The organism is Campylobacter sp. CNRCH_2013_0671h (assembly GCF_025773055.1).
GTDB classification, from domain to species: Bacteria; Campylobacterota; Campylobacteria; order Campylobacterales; family Campylobacteraceae; genus Campylobacter_D; species Campylobacter_D lari_D.
Map to the genome: position 1 here is coordinate 66,993 of NZ_JAKMTG010000007.1, position 20,209 is coordinate 87,201.

Genomic DNA, 20,209 nt, shown 5'->3' on the forward strand with positions numbered 1-20,209 from the left:
GTTCTCTAATCAAAAAACAATAAAAATCAATATAAGCTAAAAGGCTTAAAATCAAAATGCAAAGATTTTGGAGTATTTAGCTTGAAAGGTTTTAACTCTTTTTTAGGAGCAACAATTAAAGCATAACCGCCTTTATTATATCTATCCCAAATGCTAAAAAATTGACTTTTAGAGCTTATGTATTCTCCATGGCTTGGATCAAGCACTTGTAAATAATTCCCCTTGTGATTAATAATTACCACAAAATGTGGGAAGCGTGGGTCATCTTCAATTTTTACAAGCATTGGAATATTTACAAGCTTGTCTAAGCTTTCTCTATTGATTTGGTATGAATTGCTTTCATAACCTAGCTTTTTAACTGCATCGCTTAAATCTGCAAAGCTTACCATATCCGTATAAAGCTTTTGTCCGCTCATGGTTTGTAAAAGTTTAAGCTCATCAAACTTTTTATCATCAAGTATATTGATTAAAGTTGCCAAAGATGAAGCCCCACAAGATTGCTCATAAGTTTGTCTTATTACTCTTTCGTTTTTAATTTCTTGATAAGACTTGACTACCCATTCTGCTTTTGCATTCAAAGCAAGAATGGATAAAAATAATAAAATTTTTAAAATTTTCTCCATAAGCTTATCCCAAATATACTATCAGGCGAAGCAGAACTTCCCCCAAAACTAGCATTAACAGAAACTGCGGTATCTGAATTAATGCTATAAGTAGAACCTAAACTTAAAGTTGGAATAGAACGCACTTCAGAATTTTGATAGCCATTGATTTTTTGCTCGGTTTGAAATCTTTGCTCTGCTCCTAAATCCAAAGTAATCTTAGGACTTAGTATGATAGATAAATCCCCACCCGCATAAATACTATTTCCATACTCTATTTTAAGGGTTTTAAATTTTCTTGATTGATTATAACCAAAACCGGTATAAATGCTATATACAACAGGGTCGCTATATCCCCTTAAACTAGCTTGTAAGCTTTGTGATTTTAGATAAAAGTTTTTGGTTTGATTGATTGCTTTTTCTCTTTGAATGACTGCAGTTTGAAAGGTAATTTGTGGAATTAAATCTGCAATGCTATCTCCTGTATAAATAAAACCTAGCCATAAACTATCAAAACCTATTCTGTTTTTACTAGAATACTCATTTGTAAAAAAGTTTGTATATTCAGCTCTTGCATAACTTCCGCCCCCTGACACAAGTATATCGAACTTGGGTGTTAGGGTATAAATGAAAGTTTGAGTTAAAAACACTTGCTTTGTATCATTCCAAATTGTAGGATCTCCACCTACAATGATGTTGGGATAAAGTGCATAAGAATTTGCATTTCCTGTACTAAGCAAAGAAAAGCTTGTGATACTTCTTAAGCCTATTTGCTTTTTAAATAAACTGTCTATACTTAGTTCATCACTAGCAAAAATACAACTAAGTAAAACCATAAATGTTAAGAAAATCTTTTTCATTGTTACCTTTCTAAATATTTTTAGATTTTTTCCATTAAAACAATAAATGTTTCAAATAACAAATTGATTTTAATATGTAATTTGTGATATTCTTTAAAAAAGAGTAAAAATAGCTAAAAAAGGAAGTTATGTTAAAGAAGTTAGCAAGTTCTTTAATTTTAGGTTCTTTGTTAGTAAGTTCTGCTTTTGCTGGGGATTTTTTAGCTAAAGTTAGTAATGGTGCTTTAAGTGATAATTCTCAAGGGGTTAAAGCTCTTAATTTAGATGAGATGAAACAAGTTAAGGGTGGGTATTTAGTCGGTTTTAAATTTTTTTAAAGATCGTCCAAATTTAATTTCAGAAGTTTATGCAATTGCAGATTTTTCAGAATACGAACTTAGCAATCTTAACAAGGGTCTATGTGGTGCAGGAGATGAAAAATGCTCAAACCCTAGTAGAGATAGATTAATTTCTTGGTTGCAAGCGAGTGCTAATTCCCTGCTGAATATCGTCCTGTATATAAGGTAAAAAGACAAATAAAATACTCAAATTTAGGACAGCCTTATGTTTTATTTACTTATGGAGTCGGTGTTTATAATGTAAAGAATGGACAAATATATCAATATAATTCTAATCTTATGTTAAATAATAATACAATCATGAGAGAAATTGCTTATAAATATCAAAATTCTATACAAGATGCCATGAGTGGTTGGAATCCAAGATTATTTTAATAAAATATCATAAAAAAGGGTTTTCTATGGTAAATTTTGATACTCAATATACAAATATTAATTATCTAAGCAATAACACGAACAATAAAAAATCTGTGCTTAAAAACGATGATGATTATTTTAATTCCGTGATAAAAAATTTAATTTCTCTGAAAAAACCAAAGAAGAACAAGGGTATAATGAATCTCCTGATGTAAAAGAAGTAGAAAACTCTTTATATAAAAGATATATGGAAGATAAACTAAGCAAGGATGAAATAAAAATACTTAATAAATTTGGCACAGACTATCTTACAGAAGGCATAGATTTGTCCGCACTTCATAAACGAAAAGTTGATCTTTTAAAAACTCTTACAAGTATGAATGAATTTGAGAAAATATGGGGTGCTGAAAGGGCACAAAGAGAAAAACAATTTTTTAATGAACTTGGTAAGCCACTTACTCAAGAAGATATAGATAGGTTCTTAGCTAATAAAAACAATCAAAAAGAAGACAAAGAAAAACCCTTTAAACCTATACAAGCAGAAAGTAAAAACAAAGAAACTTACAAAGATGATAGTACAAGAAACGAACTTGTAAAAAAACTATTAGAAGATAAATTTAGTACAAGCGATGAGTTGAAAATTCTTTTTGGTGTTAAAATAGATGTAAAGATTTAAATAATAACGAATTTACTAAAATCTTTTCATAATTAAGTGTGCATAATATATAAAAGTGTGAATTTGAAAGTTTAGAAATTTAAAAAATCTAATTTAATGCAGTTTGCAAAAGAAAATTATTTAAAAATTACATAAAAGATTATTATAAAAATTTAGCTAGAATGGAATTTATTTTAACTAAAGGTTATAAAATGAATGAAAAAATAATCCAAGATTTAGAAAAATTTGCTAACATGCCAAACCTAAAAAATGCTATAACTTTTTTTGGTTCTGCAAGATTAAAAGAAGACAATGAGTATTGTATTTTGGCTTCAAAATTAGCTCAAAAGTTAGCTGATGAGGGTTATGGCATCATCAGTGGCGGTGGCGGTGGTATTATGCAAGCTGCAAATTACGGGGCTATGCAAAGTCAAGCTTCGCACTTGAAATCTTTTGGATTTAATATACATTTATCATTTGAGCAAAAAGCAAATGACTTTTTAGAGTATAATATCACTTTTAAGAGCTTAGCCATTCGCAAAATGGCTCTTATCCAAAAGAGTCTAGCTTTTGTGATTTTCCCAGGCGGCTTTGGAACATTAGATGAATTTTTTGAAATTCTTACTCTTAAGCAACTTAGTTTTAAAAAAGATGTTCCTATTATTTTAGTTGGGCAAAAATTTTGGCAACCTCTTGATGAATTTATCAAAACTTCTTTACTAGAACTTGGAACTATATCTAAAAATGATGAGTTAAAGTATAGTATAAGTGATGATTTAGATGAAATTATAAGAATGATAAAGGAAAAAGATGAAAATTCTTGTTGCAATGAGTGGGGGTGTAGATAGCACTGTAACTGCTTATAAGTTAAAGCAAGCAGGACATGAGATTATAGGTTGTTATATGAAGCTTCATGGAAAAGCTAATTATCATGAAGAAAATATACAAAAAGTTGAAAAAGTTGCTAAATTTTTAGACATCAAATATCATATTTTAGACTTACAAGAAGATTTTAAAAATCAAGTTTATATGCCTTTTGTTAATACCTACAAAGAAGGAAAGACGCCAAATCCTTGTGCTTTGTGTAATCGCTTTATTAAGCTTGGCAAGCTTTTAGAATTTGCTAAGAGTTTGGGTTGTGAGAAATTAGCCACAGGTCATTATGCAAGGATAGAAAATGGTTTGATTAAAATTGCAGTTGATGAGAGTAAGGATCAAAGCTATTTTTTAGCAAATGCAGAGAAAGAGGCTTTGGAATATTTGATTTTCCCTCTTGGAGAGATGAGAAAAGAAGATGTGAAAAAATTTGCTTCTACAATCGATGTTTTAAAATCTTTTGCAACACAAAAGGAAAGTTCTGAAATTTGTTTTGTGGAAGATACTTATGTGCAAGTTTTAGATCAGTTTATGGATACCAAAATTCCAGGTATCGTAAGAGATAGTAGTGGCAAAGAAGTAGGAAAACACGAAGGTTATATGCACTATACCATAGGTAAAAGAAGAGGTTTTGAGGTACGCGGGGCTCATGAGCCACATTTTGTGTTAAAAATTGATCCTAAAAAAAATGAAATCATAGTAGGTAAAAAAGAAGAACTTAAGATAAGTGAATTTAATCTTGATAATATTAATTTATTTGTTGATGCTAAAGAGCTAGATTGTGAAGTAAAAATACGCTATAGATCAAGATCAACCCCATGTAAAGTTTTGATTAATGAAGATAAAAGTGCAAAAATCATCTTACAAGAGCCTGTTTATGGGCTTGCTAGCGGACAAATGGCGGTATTTTACGATAAAGATTTGGTTCTTGCAAGCGGATTTATAAATTAACGCTAAAGGGTTGCACCCCTTTGGCGTTGTAGTGTTTATTCTAATAAATCTTTTAGTGGAATTTCTAAACTTTTAGAAATTTTATATAGGTGTTCCAAATTAAAATGTTTACCATATCGATTACACTCACAATTTGAATAAAACGCAACGGATTTTATACCTATATCTAAGGCTAGTTCAAGCTGAGAAATTCCTTTTTTCTCTCTAAAATTTCTTATATTTGATGATACTTTTTTATAAAAATTTAAAATTTCTTCTTCGCTAGAATTGCTAAAGTCCTCTTCCATTTTTTATCCTATAGGATTAATATGAAATTAAACTTTACAAAGATATAATTTTTTTAAATATATCCTATAGGATAAATTAAAGAGGTAATAATATGATAAAGAAAATTATCAGTAATAACAGAAAGAGAATTTTTGACACGATCAATACAAAAGAAGTGAAGATAAAATATCTTGAAAATAATGAAATTTGTATTACGCTAATAAATATAGAAGATAAGAAGTTTAATAATTTTAGATTTAATTGTTTGGAAAATTTTAAAGATGATATTTATAAATTTCTTACAGAAGAAACACAAGAAAACTTAATGGAAATAAAAAATTCTATTGCTCAATTTAGTTATCAAGAAAATTTAATGTTAGGAGTTGGTCAATGAAAAAAATTATAATATTATGCGTTTTAGCAAGTATGAGTTTTGGTTATTATTTAATTAATAACCCTGATGATTGTTATGTTGAAGAGCAAAATTATGAAAGTGCAATAAAGGACTATGAATATTATCAAAATAATTATAATTACAAAGCAGCTCAAGAAGCAAAAAGAAAATTGGAAAGATGTTATAGAGAAAAACAACTTAAACACATGAGAGACGTAAAAAGAAAACTTGATCAAAATTGGTAAATTAATAAAATTATAGTGATTTATTTAAAGAATAAATCACTTTATAGAGTTAAAATATCTCCATAATGCTTATATCAAACCATAAAAGATCAAATTTAAGTAAAATTCCATAAATTACTGCACTAAATAATCCTGCGAAAATTCCTGCTAAAACATCATCTAGCATTACACCCAAACCACCTTTTGTTTTTTTGTCAATTTTACCTATGATAGAAGGTTTTGTGATATCAAAAAATCTAAATAAAACAAAAGAAAGCAAAAAAGTAAAAACACTCTGTCCGCAAATTGCCAAGGCTAAAAATACCCCAACAACTTCATCTATTACAATATGCTTATCATCGTGTATGCCTGTTTGTTTTTCATATTGATCGATGATTTTTATAGAGATTAAAAAAAGTAAAATTGCAAGTAAGATCAAAGTTCCTATACCCAAATACCTTAAAATAAAAAAAGCAGGGATTAGCGCTGCTATTGTACCAAAGGTTCCTGGAGCTTTATTAACACTACCTGAATAAAAAAAAGTTAAAAATAATTTTTGCATGATTACACCATATATGACATTTGATGAAGTTTTATAAGTTGCTCATAAAATTCTTTATCGCTTCGATACTCTAAAATACCATGTGTAGGGAAAAGATTACTATAGATATTTTGTTTATTATGAAAGCGATTTGGGAAAAGCTCAGATAAAATCAAAGCTGAAATTTCTCTTCTTATAAAAACTGCTGGTGGAATGATACCAAGTCTAAGTAAATTTTTTAAAGAATCACCATGGTATTTCATATGATGATGAGCTCCATGGGGACATGATTTGGTACTTACTACCATTTTACATTCATCACAAAATACAAATTCAGGAAGTATGGTAACTTCTATATTATAATCTTTTGCAAAATCATCAAGCACGGTAAAGGTTCTGTTTTGATTAAAATACATTCCAAGTCCTGCATGATTTTGTCCTACAAAAAGTTTATTGCAATCAAAACTTTTAGCCAAAGCACACTCAAGCACAGGGTTTAAATGCGAGGCAAAAATTTTGATATTATGTAAAGGTATGAGTAAAACCCTAGAAGATGGTAAGTAATTTTGCGCAAAAACATCAAAACAACGCTTTTTGAGTTTTAAGCTCAATCCGTTGTTTTCATAGGATTCTATAAGGAAAATAATCACTAAATCAGATTGTTCTATAGCCCATCTTAAAATTCTCTCATGTGCTCTATGAAAAGGATCAAAACTTGAAACAATGGCTGTGATATTAGAAGGATTTAATCTTTTTTTGATTTTTTCAAAATCTTCTTTAATGGCTTTGATATTATTGTGATAAATTTCAAATTCGCCACTTATACAAATTTTTCCAAAATCTTGGATCAAGCAAGCATTAGGTCTAAAAATATCATTGCTATTTTTATCATTTTCAAATTTGCTTTCTAAAATGATATGTCCTATGGGTTTATCATTGCAAATAAAGTCTATTTTATCGCCAACTTTTGCATTTTCTAAAGCAGTATTGTTTTCTTTTGTACTTGCAGGTGCAAAGGTAAGAGTATAAGGAATTTTTTGTTTATGTATCATTCCTGTGGCTATAACTTCATCTCTTTCTTTTTGATTCATTAATTTTGTAAAAGAACCAAAAACTCCTTCTTTGATAAAACATAAAACTTCGTATTCTTCTTCTGAGATTGTAATACTATTTTTTCTTTGTAATGCCATATTTTTTCCTTTTTTCCCATAAAGATTTTCTAGAAATTCCTAATTTTTTTGACAAATCTGTATCAGGAAAGACATTTTGATAACTAATGATAATATGTTTAACATAATCATCAATAGTTAAAATTCCATTACTTTCGAAGTTTTTCTCATCCTCACCCAGTTCTAAAATTTGAAAATCACTATGTTCAACATTTGTACTTGTATGTATAATAACAGCTTTTTTTAAAGCAAGGTTTAACACTTTTTCTTTGTCTGATGATTTTAGAGTTTGGAAATTTACAAGATAGTATAAACAATTATCTTTAAAGATTTTATCTAAATTTTGTTGATGTGAAAGATCTATGTAAATATTTGCGACATTATGCTCATTGGTATAGTTAAATACAAAATGATCTGCAAAATTTTGATTATTAGTTTTTAAAATCAAAGGCAATTTGAATTTTTTATAATCAAAAGTTGGTAATTTGGCTGTCTCAAATTTATGTTTTAAATAAGACTGATAAGTATAATTTAAAATATTTATTTTCTTAAATTCTTGAAAATGTTTGATTTTTCGCGTTAATTCTTCTATCATAAAAGGCTTTTGTATATAATCACTCGCACCGGCTTTTAGTGGCGCTAAAACTGTATCTGAGCTTATATAAGATATAAGTAAAATAATAATTTTATGCTTAAAAATTTCTACAATATGTTCAAAATTAGCCATACTAGTAGAAAGCAAAATGATTTCATAATCATGATGAGCAAGCTCATTAACATTTGCAATAATATCACAATCATAACCTATAGAATTAAGTTTTGAACCTATGCTTTGGGCTAAATAAAATTCATTTTCTACTATTAAAACTTTCATAATTTCATCCAATCAAAATATTTTAAATTCGCACTTACTAAAACAGCAATTCCTTCTTTTCTTCCTACAAAACCTAAATGCTCTGTGGTGGTGGCTTTGATATTGATTTTATTTGGTGTTACTTTTAATATTTTGGCTATATTAAAAGCAATATCTTCTTTAAAATCTTTCATCTTGGGCGTTTGTGCAATGATTGTAATATCAGCGTTCACAAGCTCAAATCCATAATTTTGCACCAAAGTATAAGCATTTTGCAATAAAAGCATAGAATCTGCGTTTTTATATTGTATATCATTATCTGGAAAAAGTTCTCCAATATCTCCAAGTCCTGCTGCACCTAAAAGCGCATCAATTAGTGCATGAGTTAGCACATCTCCATCAGAATGAGCTTTCAAGCCCATATTTTCATGTACCTTTACTCCGCCTAAAAGTAAGGCTCTTTGCTCTCCAAATTCATGCACATCAAAGCCATTTCCATTAAAAATTTCCCAAGATGGTTTTGGTAAATTTAAGCTTTTTAAATCTTCTTTAAAGGTAATTTTTTTAGCTAACTCATCACCTTGTACATACCAAATCTTACCACCAATAGCTTGTATTGCTGTGCTATCATCGGTAAAATTTGCATTTTGCTCTAAAGCTTTTTTGAGCATACTTGTGCGCGAAAGTTGAGGGGTTTGTATGAGTTTTATTTTATCTCTGTCGATAACTTCTTGAGCATAAATTGCTGTATCGCTTACTTTTAAAACAGGTGTAATACAATCTGCTTTATCGTAATTTTCTATAATATTATTAAAAAGGTTTTTAGAAATCAAAACCCTTGCGACATCGCTAACTAAAACATATTCACTTTGTACTAAATTTAAAGCATTAAGTAATGATTGTGCTCTTGTATTACCGCCTTTAACAAAATGATACTCAGGTGCAAATCTTTTCATATAAGAAATATTACCAGAAGTAACAATTACTTGTTTAAAAGGGTAAAAAGAACTTAAATTTTTAGTTGCATAAAGCCATAATGGATGTTCACCTAGTCTTAAAAACTGCTTTTTTACTGGAGCATTAAATCTTGATGACTCCCCTGCTGATAGCATAATCAAGGAAATATCTAACATTTGTTACACCTTAATTTTTTATTAATGTTACGATATTATACACCATAAAAGCCAAAATTTATATTTAAGTTAGTAGAATTAATCATTTTAAACAACAAGGAGAAAAATTGAAGGAAAAAATCGAAGAAAGACTAAAACAAGTTATATATCCGGGATTTAAAAAAGATATAGTAAGTTTTGGTTTTGTAAAAAAGATTGATTTGAATGAAAAACAAGCTCATATTGTAGTTGAAATCGTTTCGGCTAATGCTCAAATTGCACAAGAACTTAGACTAAACATTGCAAATGTTTTAAAAGATTTAAATTTAGAGCTTAATTTAGAAATCATACAGCCAAAAATTCCTGAAGAAAAAAGCAATTCAAGAAGTGGTAAAAATATCGCTCCGCAAATTAAAAATTTTCTTATGATTTCAAGTGGAAAAGGTGGGGTAGGTAAAAGTACTACAACTTTAAATTTAGCGATTTCTTTGGCTAAAATGGGTAAAAGGGTAGGGCTTTTGGACGCAGATATTTATGGACCAAATATACCAAGAATGCTAGGTGAGAGTAAAAGCAAACCTGAAATTGTAGGTCAAAAAATTCGTCCTATTTTATCTCATGGAGTTTATATGATGAGTATGGGTGTGTTGATAGAAGAAGGTAAGGGTTTAATGTGGCGTGGCTCTATGATCATGAAAGCGATTGAACAACTTTTAGCTGATGTGCTTTGGCCTGAACTTGATGTATTATTGCTTGATATGCCTCCAGGAACAGGTGATGCGCAAATTACCCTAGCTCAAAGCGTACCAGTGAGTGCGGGTGTGTGTGTAAGTACTCCTCAAGTAGTGTCTTTAGATGATAGCAAAAGAGCGCTAGATATGTTTGAAAAATTGCACATTCCTGTTGCAGGTATTATAGAAAATATGAGTGGCTTTTTATGTCCTGATAATGGTAAAGAATATGATATCTTTGGTAAAGGCACCACAGAAGAAATGGCAAAAGCTTATAAGTGTGAAGTTTTAGCTCAAATTCCTATCGAAATGAGTGTAAGAGAAGGTGGAGATAGCGGTAAGCCTGTAAGTTTTTATATGCCTGAGAGTGTAAGTTCAAAAAGATATTTACAAGCTGCTGAAAAAATCTGGGAATTTATAGAAAAGGTTAATCAAGAAGGTAAAGTAGATAACTCAGCTATTCAACCTATAATGAATGGCAAAAGCGCGTGCTCGCAATAAGGAGGAAAATATGCCAATAGAAAGTAAAGAAGAATTTTTAAATTTAATCAAGCAAATCGAACAAAGGATTAATTATAAAAAGCCTAAAGCTTTTGCTATAGCAAGACTTGATCTAAGTCAAGTTGATCCTAGTAAAAAACTTCAAGCTAATTTTGGTGTGATTAATTTTGAGCAAAATTATGCCGCTGCAGCTGTTATGTTTGAAGCTTTTTTTAGAAGAGGGGTTGATGTTGATTTTAATGAAAGTGAGTTTGTGGCTACTTTGATTAAAGAAGATTTGGATTTTGCACTTGAATGCTTTGCGCCATTTTTACAAGAGCAAGGTCATAAAAATATAGAAGCAATCAAAGCAGCAAAGGAAAATTTTAGAGAAAATGCTTTTTCTTTTGTTTGTATTTTTGAAGATGAAGCGCCAAAAAGCTTAGAAAGTGTGTATTTAAAACTTTATTTGCTTTCAAATAAAAAAGTACCTTTGAGAAGTTTAAATTTAACAGGTGCTTTTGGGATTTTACCAAATGTTGCATGGAGTGACAATAAGCCTATTGATTTGGACTTTTTAAGAGAAAATGAGATTGATTTAAAAATGAGTGGAAGGTATCCAAGGATTGATTATGTAGATAAATTTCCAAGATTTTTAGCTCATGTTGTTCCTGAGGATAATACTAGAATTTTAGAAAGTTCTAAAGTAAGAATGGGGGCGGTTTTAGCTGCAGGTACTACTATCATGCCAGGGGCTGCTTATGTGAATTTTAATGCAGGTACAACTGGAGCTTGTATGGTAGAAGGGCGTATTAGTTCATCAGCTGTTGTGGGTGAAGGTAGCGATGTAGGAGGCGGTGCTTCTATACTTGGTGTTTTAAGTGGTACAAGTGGTAATGCTATTAGCATTGGTAAAGCTTGTCTTTTGGGTGCAAATTCGGTTACGGGAATTCCTTTAGGGGATAATTGTATCGTTGATGCAGGCATTGCTGTTTTAGAAGGGACTAAATTTGCTTTAAAAAATAAAGAAGAACTTCAAAAAATCAATCCTGATTTTAAATTTGACAAAGATATATACAAAGGTTTAGAATTAGCAGGGCTAAATGGCTTGCATTTTAGACAAGACTCTCAAAGTGGAGTGATGATAGCAGCTTTAAATAAAAAAGCTGTAAAACTTAATGAAGATCTACATTAAATTCTTAGCCCTTATGGGTTAAGAATTTTAAAACTCATGTTGTAGATTTTAAATTAAACTATAGATATTGTAAAAATGATTTTTAGTATTTAGCTTTTTTAGTGAAAATTCCTACATAAAAGCTTGAGCTGAATACTTATCTAAATAATATTTTGTGATGATCATTTTTCAATGATATATTTTTGTTTAAAAATACATTGAGTTGCTATAAACTATAATTATAAAACAGTACTTAAGCGAACTTGGAATTTTATAAGAGTAGTTTCTCTTGGGAAGTTAAATTTGTTTTTTGACTTAAAGCAATAAAGCTTTGTAAGTCAAAAAACATTATAAATTCTTACATAGAGCAAGTATTTTGGATAGTTGAATTAAGCATCCAAAGAACTTTTTCATATTTTGCGATATTTTCTTGAGCAAATGCTGCAGTTGTAGTATCGCTTGCTTTTTCAGCTTCTTCATTTAATTTTTTAAATTCAGCTAAAAGATATTTATAATCTTCTCTAATAAATTCTAAAACTTCTACAGGAGTAAAGCAATCTTTACCATTTTCTAGTTTTGGGCTTTTTGCATTTTCCATTAAAACTTTTTGGCAAGTAATAGCTTTTTCTCCAAGTTGTAAAACTCTTTCAGCGCAATCATCAAAAAGTTCTGCCATTTCTTCATAAGCTTTTTCTGTATATTCATGAATTGAAAAAAACTGTAAACCTTTTACATTCCAATGATAATTATGAAATTTAACCCATAAATGATGAGCATCTGCTTGTAATTGTAATAATTGTTTTGTTACTGACATGTTATCTCCTTTTTTTATTTTTAAAATTATAACATAAAATTCTTAAATAATAATTATTATTATCTAATAAATTTTAATGTTAATAATTATTATATTTTCATTATACTCTTTTTTTACAATAAAGCAAATTTATTTACTTAATATATTTTTGAGTATTAATTTTCCCACCTCTACGCCAGGTTGATCATAAGTGTTAATTCCAAGCATAATGCCACATGCAGAAGTAAATAACTCATAATAATACATCAAATACCCACAGTGATAAGCATCTAATTTCTCAAGTTCTATTACATCAACACTTAAATTTTCAGCAATTAATGCATGCATGGTTGCATCGCATTGCGCGTTTAAAAGATTATGTAAATTAACTTCATTAGTAAAATCACAATTTTGTAAATGATTAAAGCTTATATTCGGGATACTAGGAGATTTTTGACTATCTTTGATTTTTAAAAAAGTAACAGTTTTATCTTTAGGTCCATCCATGATAAGTTGTAAAAAGCTATGCTGATCTCTAGCACCAATTAAAGCAATAGGAGTTAAACCTATGCGTTTAAAGCCTTGTTTTTTACCTAGACTTTCAGCAATTAGTTGAATATACCATTCATTAAAACCTTTAAAAGCATCCCCATAAGAAAAAAGCACATTAATATGCGCACTTTTATGTGTGCAGTAATGATAAGCCTTTTGTAAAATTTGATCACATTTTTTCTCAAAAAAATCTACATAACAAGCTTTTGCACCTTCTAATAAGGCTTTAGTATCATACCCACAAAAGCTCAAAGGAACAATACCAATAGCAGATAAAACACTAAATCTACCACCGACATTTTTAGGTATAAAAAAACATTTTATATTTAATTCTTCTCCTAGTTTGTGAAGTTTTGACTCAAAATCAGTAATAAACACAAAATTTTTGTGTAAATTTTCATTTTTAAAATCAAAATGAGCAATGATGAGTTTAAATAAAGAAATCACTTCTATAGTTGTGCCTGATTTGCTTGCTATGATGAAAAGTGTTTTTTGGGGATTTATTTTTTGCATAGTTTGGGTAAAAGTATGTGAGGAAGTATTATCTATAATGAAAAGTTTTTTTTCTTCTACTTGATCAAATAAAAGTTCTTTTAAAGCTTTAACCCCACAACTTGATCCACCCATGCCCACTAAAACGATATTTTCTATATGAGTTTTAGTTGCGATAAATTCTTTGCTTTCTTTGATTAAATCAAAGCTTGTATCTACTAAGTGATAATACCCTATATCACCACTTTCTAACTCATCATTCATTCTATTTGCATAAGCGGTAATTTTTTTAAAATCTTGGGTTTTAAAAAATAAAGTATTATTTAGCATTTTTACTTTTCTCATAAAAATAATTTGTCGCCTCAACAAAGCCTTCTACGCTTCCACAATCAAACCTTTTTCCTTTAAATTTATAAGCTAAAACCATATTATTAGTTGCTTGTGAAAGTAATGCATCAGTTAGTTGAATTTCTCCGTTTTTACCTGCTTTAGTATTTTCTAAAATACCAAAAATATCAGGCGTTAGAATGTATCTTCCTATGATAGCTAAGTTGCTTGGAGCATCTTTTGGATCAGGTTTTTCTACCATAGAATTTACCATGATCAAATCCTCTTCCACAGCATTTCCTGCTATAACCCCATAGTTTGAAACTTGATCAGCTTCAACTTCCATCACAGCTATAACAGAGCAGCGGTATTTTTCATAAATTTTTACCATTTGAGCTAAGACATTTACCCCATCTTCATTTACACATAAATCATCTGCTAAAATAACTCCAAAAGCTTCATCTTGCACTAAAGGCTTTGCTTTTAAAACCGCATCTCCTAAGCCTTTCATTTCATTTTGCCTTGTAAAAGTAAAAGTGCAGCGATCTATGAGTGTTCTTATTTCACTTAAAAGATATTCTTTTTTAGTACCTGCGATTTGGTGTTCAAGTTCATAAGAAATATCAAAATAATCCTCCAAAGCTCTTTTTCCACGCCCTGTAACAAAGCCCATGGTTTCCATACCAGCTTCTAAAGCCTCATCTACACCATAATGAATTAAAGGCTTAGTTAGTATAGGTAGCATTTCTTTAGGTAGGGTTTTTGTAGCAGGTAAAAATCTAGTACCATAACCTGCTGCAGGAAAAATACAAGTTTGAAGCATAGTTTATCCTTAAATTTTTATAAGTTGTTTTGATTATAATTTTATTTAAATATTATAACTAATTTAAGGAAAAAATGAAAACTATTAATCAAATTTATCAAGCAAAAATAGAAATCAAAAAATCAACTTTTTTGTCGTTTTTATGTCCTTTTGAAGATTTTCAAACTTTAATGCAAAAGCTAAGAAATGAGCATTTAAAAGCCGTGCATTTTGTATATGCTTATAGGTATTTAAATGAATTTGATCAAATCATAGAAGATAAAAGCGATGATGGTGAGCCAAAAGGAACTTCTGCTATGCCTTGTTTGAATGTCTTAAGAGGAGCTTTGCTTATTAATTGCGCAGTGATTGTGGTGCGTTATTTTGGAGGGATTAAACTTGGTACAGGTGGTCTTGTAAGAGCTTATAGTGAAGCTACAAATGAAGCTATTTTAAATGCAATGCTTTTAGAATTTGAAGCTAAAAATATTTTAAGTTTAAACATTCCTTTTTATCTTTATGCAAGATTTGAGCATTTTTTAAATAAAAATAATATTTCTTATGAAAAAAAATTTCAAGAAAATGTTGAATTGATTTTAAGTGTTAATACAAAAGAAGAAGAGGAATTTAAAAAATTTGCAAAAGAGTTTGAATTTAGTGGACTTATTTGGAAGTAAGCGTTTGCTTACTTCTTTTCATAAAGAATTTAAAAGATCTTTTACCATATCTTTTTGTGGCTCTTGTTTTTCTTCTATATTAGCTTGCATAGGAGTTTCGTTTTGTCCTCTAAAACGATAATTATAAATATTTGACATATTTGAGCTAAAAATTCCTGTGCTAAATTGATCTTGACTCATGGCTTTTGAAAAAAGCTCATCAAGTTTTATGTTTTGCTCGTTTAAATTTTCGCTATTGTTTTGACTAAGTAAAGACATAAAGTCTTCATTAGCTCCTTGAGTGCTTTTATAGGCACTACTTTGACCATATCCATACTCTTTAACCGATAAATTATCATGGTTAACTTGCATGTTTTCTCCTTTCAAAATATTACAAGGAAAAAACAAGCAAAAATCATTCCTTAATCACCATGAGTTGGGTAGTATTCAGCTTCTATTTCATTGTTTTTGATAAACTCTTCTCTAGCTTTATTACAGCGCTCATCTCTTAGTTTTCTATAAGCATTTCTACTTTCTAATTCTTGAGAAGTTAAAGGGCGATCTTCTAAAAATGAAATGTGAAAATAAGTATCATCTTCTTTGCTGAATTTTTCATAAAATTCAACATAGTCAAAATAATCTTTTTCACTTTGAAAATCAATACTTTCTTCTACATAAATAGTTGGGCCAAAACCTCTGTGATTTTGAGTAAAATGTCCAAAACCAGCTGCATATTTTATCTTAAACGAATTCATTCTAAACCTCCTAAAAATTCGTCATAATTTCCTTTAAAGTCTGTTAATTTCCCATCTTCTAAAAACCATATACGATTAGCAAAAGCACTAATTAGCTCTCTATCGTGACTTATGCATATCACACAACCTTTGAAATTATACAAGGCTTCACCTAATGCAATGATACTTTCAAGATCTAAATGATTATCCGGTTCATCTAAAAGCAAGAAATTTCCGCGTTCTAACATTAATCTTGAAAGCATTAAGCGGTGTTTTTCACCTCCACTTAAGCTAGAAGCCATTTTTTCTTGATCACTTCCGCTAAAGAGCATTCTACCAAGACATTTGCGAATTTCATCTAAATCTTTGAATTTTTCACTCATTAACCATTCATAAAGTTTCAAATTTTCATTGATTAAATTTGTCGTATCTTGTGAAAAATATCCCATTTCTATGGTAGCACCAAGGTGGATGTGGCCACTATCAGGTTCTAATTTTGATGCAATGATTTTAGCTAAAGTGCTTTTTCCAACACCATTTGCTCCGATTAAGGCTATTTTATCACCTTTTTCTAATTTTAATTCTAAATTCTCAAATAAAGTTTTATCATAAGCTTTGCTAATACCTTTTAATTCTAAAACTTCATTTCCTATTTCTCTATTTGTTCTAAAAACTATACTAGGATCACGCCTACTTGAAGTTTTAATCTCTTCAAGCTCAAGTTTTTCTAAAGCTTTAGCTCTACTTGTAGCTTGTTTGGCTTTTGAAGCATTAGCACTAAAACGGCGTATGAAATTTTCTAATTCTTCTCTTTCTTTTAAGGTTTTATCGCGTTTGAGTTCAGCTTGTTTAGCAAGCAAGGTTGAAGCCATATACCAATCATCATAATTTCCAGCAAAATCGCGTATTTGTTTAAAATCTACATCTAAAATTCTTGTACAAACTTTATTTAGAAAATGTCTATCATGGCTAATTACTACTAAAGTTCCCTCATGTCTTAAAAGTTCATTTTCAAGCCAAGAAATAGCTTCTAAGTCAAGGTTGTTTGTAGGTTCATCTAAAAATAATACATCAGCACCTAAAAATAATACTTGAGCTAATAAAACTTTAAATTTATCCGCACTTTGTAAAGTACTCATGAGAGCATTAAAATCTTTAATATTTAAAGAGCTAAGAATTTTTTCACATCTAAGTTCGCAATCATAGTTTGGATCTTCTTCTGCTGTTATGATTTCAAGCTCGCTTAATCTATCATTGATTTCATCAGTAAATTCTTCACTCATATAAAGTTTTTCTTTTTCTTTTAGTGCATCATATAATCTTTTATTTGCACACATTACCGCATCTTTGATAGTGTAGTTTTCAAAAGCAAATTGATCTTGTCCTAACACTGCGATTTTTAAATTTGGATCTATGCAAATTTCTCCACTGCTTGATTCTATTTCACCTGAGAGAATTTTTAAAAAGGTTGATTTTCCTGCGCCATTTGCACCTATAAGTCCATATCTTTCACCACGGTTTAATTTTAAATTTACATCTTCAAATAAAAGTTGATTTGCAAAACGCATAGTGAGATTTTTTACTTCTACCATAATTTTCCTTAAGAATTTTCTAGATATTGTAGCGAAAAACTTTTGAATGAAGAAGGGCTTGAATCAAGTCAAACCTAAAATATCATACTAAAGAAAAGATTTAATCGTTTTGTAAAGCTCTTCAGAACACTGCTCTACATATTTCTCCATTTTTGTCTGTAAAAATTTCCCATTTTCCTCATAAAACTCACTCTTAGTTAGGCTTTTAAACTCTTTAACTCTCGCTTGAGTATTTTGCTCTAAGTATTGTTTTATAATTTCACAAGTTTTACCCCTTGTGCGATATGCAACTATAAAAAACATCGAAGCACTTTACACCTTGCTCCAAAGCTTCCTTATTTAAGAGCTCAAATTTATTTACAAGTTCCAAATCATCACCAGCTGAGCAAAAAGACACATATTGATCTTTAAATTCTACTACGGCTATAAAATCTCCTTTTTCATAATATTTAAAATATCTTATTAAAGGCTTCTTTTCTAAGGTACGTAAAAATGCACGAGAAATGCTTGCAGTTTTTCCTGTGTTAGCTGCACCTTGAAGTGTAATTAACGCGTTAAAATTCATCATTATTTATTCTTGTTTATCTTCATTTTCTATATTTTGTATCAAATCCATAATTTGATACAAAATTATAACTATAAGCCAAATCATCAGCTCTTGTAATATCCCAAATCCATAAAATTATAATTAAGATTTTTAAACCGATTAAAATTGCACCTCCAAATACAAATGCAATCCCTGCGAATTCACTTTGGAGTCCATTAAACACAATCCGTGGAAGAATAAGTATAGCAACCAAAAGAAATATTCTTATCCAACCTGCAACTTTTCGCCCAGTCATAAATCTAGCAATTCCAAAAGCACCGAAAAAAATGTTAAAAATCGTAATTTTGGTGCTTCTTTTAAATTTAGTTTATCTATTCTACTATCAAATTGCTTTAATTGTTCGCTAGAAAATTTTCCAAGCTTTTGTTCAATTAAATCTAATTCATAATCACCACCAATAGCCCACGCAATGTTTGCTATCGAATCCACTTTATCCACAAAAAAACTCCTTTTTAAAAAATGATATTAAATTATTCCACAATTTAGCTTAATTAATATTGAAATAATCAATATTAATTAAATAAAACATAGAATATTTCAATTGTTTTTAATAAAGAATTTTTAATGTAAAATCAGCCCATAAGTATTTAAAAATTTAGGGTAGCTTATGGCAAAAAAGAGCAAACGCGATATGGCATATGAATTAGATATTGATGTTAGCACTTTGTATAATTGGAGAAAATACAAACCTAATTTATATCGCATCGTTATGCTTGGCTTTAAATTTGATGAACTTTTGGAAAAAAATAAAAAAAATTATGAAGAGCTACTTGAGATAAATCAAACCATACAAGATGAAATTGCAAAATTTAAATAAAAACAATTTAATGATTTTAATATATTTATTAGCTTTTTAATTTCATAAAGTTTTATTTTAAAAGTTTTTTCGTGTTATCATTTGTTGCTTTGAAATTTAACTATCTAAGATAAATTACATTATTTTTTACTAAGCATATTTCAGGCATATTTATTTTAATTTCTATTTTTATTTTACTTATAATATGTATTAAAAAAATAATTCAAAATTGTTGTATAATTTTTAAAATTATTTTTAAATTAAGGTTATTTGATTGAGTTTAGTTTTATTATCTTTTTTACCTTCTTTTAGTTTTGTTTTGGAATTTTTAGCTTTATTTTTAGCTTATTTTTTTAAGCAAAATAAGATTTTTTTCTTGCTTTTGTTGATTTTATGTGCTAGGGCTTTATCTTTAGTGGCAAGTGAATATCAAGCGCATTTGTTTATCTCGGTATTTTTACCTTTTTCTTTTGTGCTTTTTGTGTTTTTGCAAGATAGTAAGCTTGTTTTTGAAAGAATTAATTTTATTAAATTTGCGTATTTAGCCTTTATGGGTTTTGTAGCGTTAATACTTAGCACAAGTACTAATTTTAATGCAAGCATTACAAGTGAAATTTTCGGCCTTTCAACGCAATTTTTTAAGCCTATTAGTGAGTTAAGCTTTTGTGTATTTTGGGTAGGAATGATATTTTTATTATTTTCATATTTTAAAAATAATGATTTTCATTTTTTGCTAGCTTATATGGGCTTGAGCGTGCAATTTTTATTTTACAATAGTGTTGATTTGGGTTATTATGAATTTGCTTCTTTGGTGTTGATAGGATTTTTAGTGTATAAAGCTTATAAAATAGCCTTTTTTGACACTTTAACCAATTTGCCAAATTTAAAGGCCTTAAGAAGATATGCCCAAGGACTTGAAAATTTTCATTTAGCCTTGATTGAAGTAAAAAATATCAATGAAATTTATCATCAAAAAGACTCAAAAATGGGCGAGTTTATAATGCATGAATTTGCTAGGATTTTAAAAAAAGCTTTACATGCTAGGGTTTTTAAAGATGATAAGGATTATTTTATTATTGTATTTGAAAATGAAAATATAGCCTTTGTGCAAAGCAAGCTTCAAATGCTTGAAAATTTTATGCAAAAATATTGTTTTGAATTTAAAGAACAAAATGTAAAGTTAGAAATTAAACTTTGTTTATCAAGCAAAAATGAAAACATAGAAGAAAGTTTAAAACAAGCAAAATTAGAACTTAGAAGACAAAAGGATTAAA

Annotated in this window: 26 protein-coding genes and 2 pseudogenes; 11 read left to right on the plus strand and 17 right to left on the minus strand. The window is 29.2% G+C overall.

The window, feature by feature from the left end; translation table 11 throughout:
• Positions 1 to 26 precede the first annotated feature (26 nt).
• A complete protein-coding gene (locus L8X97_RS06195; protein ID WP_263662875.1) occupies positions 27 to 623 on the minus strand; it encodes a C39 family peptidase in 597 nt (198 codons plus the stop codon).
• Positions 608 to 1,462, minus strand: a complete 855-nt coding sequence (locus L8X97_RS06200; protein WP_263662877.1) for a hypothetical protein — start codon at positions 1,460 to 1,462, stop codon at positions 608 to 610. The genes L8X97_RS06195 and L8X97_RS06200 overlap by 16 nt, the downstream gene beginning before the upstream one ends.
• 128 nt (positions 1,463 to 1,590) lie before the next feature.
• Here L8X97_RS06200 and L8X97_RS06205 point away from each other — a divergent pair.
• From L8X97_RS06205 to mnmA, 4 genes and pseudogenes are all read left to right on the plus strand, one after another.
• A pseudogene (locus L8X97_RS06205) lies at positions 1,591 to 2,175 on the plus strand (hypothetical protein).
• 26 nt (positions 2,176 to 2,201) lie between these two features.
• Positions 2,202 to 2,833: pseudogene (locus tag L8X97_RS06210) on the plus strand (hypothetical protein).
• A 191-nt stretch (positions 2,834 to 3,024) separates the two neighbouring features.
• Positions 3,025 to 3,660, plus strand: coding sequence for a TIGR00730 family Rossman fold protein (locus tag L8X97_RS06215; RefSeq protein WP_263662881.1), 636 nt, complete (start codon positions 3,025 to 3,027; stop codon positions 3,658 to 3,660).
• Positions 3,623 to 4,639: a tRNA 2-thiouridine(34) synthase MnmA gene (gene mnmA, locus L8X97_RS06220; RefSeq protein WP_263659443.1), complete on the plus strand. Its 1,017-nt coding sequence runs from the start codon at positions 3,623 to 3,625 to the stop codon at positions 4,637 to 4,639. The genes L8X97_RS06215 and mnmA overlap by 38 nt, the downstream gene beginning before the upstream one ends.
• 35 nt (positions 4,640 to 4,674) lie before the next feature.
• On the opposite strand, the gene L8X97_RS06225 is transcribed toward mnmA, so the two are convergent.
• A complete protein-coding gene (locus L8X97_RS06225) occupies positions 4,675 to 4,926 on the minus strand; it encodes a helix-turn-helix domain-containing protein (protein WP_039640720.1) in 252 nt (83 codons plus the stop codon).
• Between the two features lie 92 nt (positions 4,927 to 5,018).
• Here L8X97_RS06225 and L8X97_RS06230 point away from each other — a divergent pair, with 92 nt between their 5' ends.
• Positions 5,019 to 5,300, plus strand: coding sequence for a hypothetical protein (locus L8X97_RS06230; protein ID WP_043019362.1), 282 nt, complete (start codon positions 5,019 to 5,021; stop codon positions 5,298 to 5,300).
• Positions 5,297 to 5,545 carry a hypothetical protein gene (locus L8X97_RS06235; RefSeq protein ID WP_263659442.1) on the plus strand — a complete coding sequence of 83 codons (249 nt, stop codon included), beginning with the start codon at positions 5,297 to 5,299 and terminating at the stop codon, positions 5,543 to 5,545. Before L8X97_RS06230 ends, L8X97_RS06235 begins: the two co-directional genes overlap by 4 nt.
• 49 nt (positions 5,546 to 5,594) lie before the next feature.
• On the opposite strand, the gene L8X97_RS06240 is transcribed toward L8X97_RS06235, so the two are convergent.
• The 4 genes from L8X97_RS06240 to L8X97_RS06255 are packed head-to-tail and all read right to left on the minus strand — an operon-like array spanning position 5,595 to position 9,220.
• Positions 5,595 to 6,086 (minus strand): phosphatidylglycerophosphatase A, encoded by a 492-nt coding sequence (locus tag L8X97_RS06240; protein WP_133319620.1) that lies wholly within the window; start codon positions 6,084 to 6,086, stop codon positions 5,595 to 5,597.
• A gap of 2 nt (positions 6,087 to 6,088) precedes the next feature.
• Complete coding sequence (locus L8X97_RS06245) at positions 6,089 to 7,255, minus strand: sulfate adenylyltransferase (protein ID WP_133319619.1); 1,167 nt, start codon at positions 7,253 to 7,255, stop codon at positions 6,089 to 6,091.
• Complete coding sequence (locus L8X97_RS06250; RefSeq protein ID WP_263662882.1) at positions 7,233 to 8,108, minus strand: hypothetical protein; 876 nt, start codon at positions 8,106 to 8,108, stop codon at positions 7,233 to 7,235. Before L8X97_RS06250 ends, L8X97_RS06245 begins: the two co-directional genes overlap by 23 nt.
• The gene (locus L8X97_RS06255; protein ID WP_220566788.1) at positions 8,105 to 9,220 is read right to left on the minus strand and encodes a bifunctional 2-C-methyl-D-erythritol 4-phosphate cytidylyltransferase/2-C-methyl-D-erythritol 2,4-cyclodiphosphate synthase; all 1,116 of its coding nucleotides are present in this window, start codon (positions 9,218 to 9,220) and stop codon (positions 8,105 to 8,107) included. Before L8X97_RS06255 ends, L8X97_RS06250 begins: the two co-directional genes overlap by 4 nt.
• Positions 9,221 to 9,327: 107 nt before the next feature.
• Between L8X97_RS06255 and L8X97_RS06260 the strand changes: the two genes are divergently transcribed.
• Both L8X97_RS06260 and L8X97_RS06265 read left to right on the plus strand, forming a co-directional pair.
• Positions 9,328 to 10,431, plus strand: a complete 1,104-nt coding sequence (locus tag L8X97_RS06260; protein ID WP_133319616.1) for an Mrp/NBP35 family ATP-binding protein — start codon at positions 9,328 to 9,330, stop codon at positions 10,429 to 10,431.
• A gap of 10 nt (positions 10,432 to 10,441) precedes the next feature.
• Complete coding sequence (locus tag L8X97_RS06265; RefSeq protein WP_263662886.1) at positions 10,442 to 11,605, plus strand: 2,3,4,5-tetrahydropyridine-2,6-carboxylate N-succinyltransferase; 1,164 nt, start codon at positions 10,442 to 10,444, stop codon at positions 11,603 to 11,605.
• A gap of 337 nt (positions 11,606 to 11,942) precedes the next feature.
• On the opposite strand, the gene L8X97_RS06270 is transcribed toward L8X97_RS06265, so the two are convergent.
• From L8X97_RS06270 to galU, 3 genes are all read right to left on the minus strand, one after another.
• Positions 11,943 to 12,398, minus strand: a complete 456-nt coding sequence (locus tag L8X97_RS06270; protein WP_133319614.1) for a Dps family protein — start codon at positions 12,396 to 12,398, stop codon at positions 11,943 to 11,945.
• A gap of 129 nt (positions 12,399 to 12,527) precedes the next feature.
• Entirely contained in the window at positions 12,528 to 13,751 is a 1,224-nt protein-coding gene (locus L8X97_RS06275) for a glucose-6-phosphate isomerase (protein ID WP_047208746.1), read from the minus strand.
• Positions 13,741 to 14,571, minus strand: a complete 831-nt coding sequence (gene galU, locus L8X97_RS06280) for a UTP--glucose-1-phosphate uridylyltransferase GalU (RefSeq protein WP_039667975.1) — start codon at positions 14,569 to 14,571, stop codon at positions 13,741 to 13,743. The genes L8X97_RS06275 and galU overlap by 11 nt, the downstream gene beginning before the upstream one ends.
• A gap of 74 nt (positions 14,572 to 14,645) precedes the next feature.
• Here galU and L8X97_RS06285 point away from each other — a divergent pair, with 74 nt between their 5' ends.
• On the plus strand, positions 14,646 to 15,227 hold the full coding sequence (locus L8X97_RS06285) for an IMPACT family protein (RefSeq protein ID WP_263661146.1): 582 nt from the start codon (positions 14,646 to 14,648) through the stop codon (positions 15,225 to 15,227).
• An 18-nt stretch (positions 15,228 to 15,245) separates the two neighbouring features.
• Here the strand turns inward: L8X97_RS06285 and L8X97_RS06290 are convergent, their stop codons facing one another.
• The 7 genes from L8X97_RS06290 to L8X97_RS06320 form a co-directional block, all read right to left on the minus strand.
• Positions 15,246 to 15,578, minus strand: a complete 333-nt coding sequence (locus L8X97_RS06290; protein WP_263661144.1) for a hypothetical protein — start codon at positions 15,576 to 15,578, stop codon at positions 15,246 to 15,248.
• A 50-nt stretch (positions 15,579 to 15,628) separates the two neighbouring features.
• Complete coding sequence (locus L8X97_RS06295; protein ID WP_039617462.1) at positions 15,629 to 15,961, minus strand: hypothetical protein; 333 nt, start codon at positions 15,959 to 15,961, stop codon at positions 15,629 to 15,631.
• Positions 15,958 to 17,532, minus strand: coding sequence for an ABC-F family ATP-binding cassette domain-containing protein (locus L8X97_RS06300; protein ID WP_263662888.1), 1,575 nt, complete (start codon positions 17,530 to 17,532; stop codon positions 15,958 to 15,960). The genes L8X97_RS06295 and L8X97_RS06300 overlap by 4 nt, the downstream gene beginning before the upstream one ends.
• Before the next feature lie 87 nt (positions 17,533 to 17,619).
• The gene (locus L8X97_RS06305) at positions 17,620 to 17,835 is read right to left on the minus strand and encodes a hypothetical protein (protein WP_263659437.1); all 216 of its coding nucleotides are present in this window, start codon (positions 17,833 to 17,835) and stop codon (positions 17,620 to 17,622) included.
• Positions 17,801 to 18,100 carry a hypothetical protein gene (locus L8X97_RS06310; protein WP_263659436.1) on the minus strand — a complete coding sequence of 100 codons (300 nt, stop codon included), beginning with the start codon at positions 18,098 to 18,100 and terminating at the stop codon, positions 17,801 to 17,803. Before L8X97_RS06310 ends, L8X97_RS06305 begins: the two co-directional genes overlap by 35 nt.
• Positions 18,101 to 18,119: 19 nt before the next feature.
• Entirely contained in the window at positions 18,120 to 18,374 is a 255-nt protein-coding gene (locus L8X97_RS06315) for a hypothetical protein (protein ID WP_263659435.1), read from the minus strand.
• Positions 18,371 to 18,577 carry a hypothetical protein gene (locus L8X97_RS06320; protein ID WP_263659434.1) on the minus strand — a complete coding sequence of 69 codons (207 nt, stop codon included), beginning with the start codon at positions 18,575 to 18,577 and terminating at the stop codon, positions 18,371 to 18,373. Before L8X97_RS06320 ends, L8X97_RS06315 begins: the two co-directional genes overlap by 4 nt.
• A gap of 169 nt (positions 18,578 to 18,746) precedes the next feature.
• On the opposite strand from L8X97_RS06320, the gene L8X97_RS06325 reads away from it, so the two are divergent.
• Together L8X97_RS06325 and L8X97_RS06330 are read left to right on the plus strand one after the other, a co-directional pair.
• A complete protein-coding gene (locus L8X97_RS06325) occupies positions 18,747 to 18,956 on the plus strand; it encodes a hypothetical protein (RefSeq protein WP_039662706.1) in 210 nt (69 codons plus the stop codon).
• Between the two features lie 253 nt (positions 18,957 to 19,209).
• Positions 19,210 to 20,208: a hypothetical protein gene (locus L8X97_RS06330; RefSeq protein WP_133319607.1), complete on the plus strand. Its 999-nt coding sequence runs from the start codon at positions 19,210 to 19,212 to the stop codon at positions 20,206 to 20,208.
• The last annotated feature ends 1 nt before the right edge of the window (position 20,209 follow it).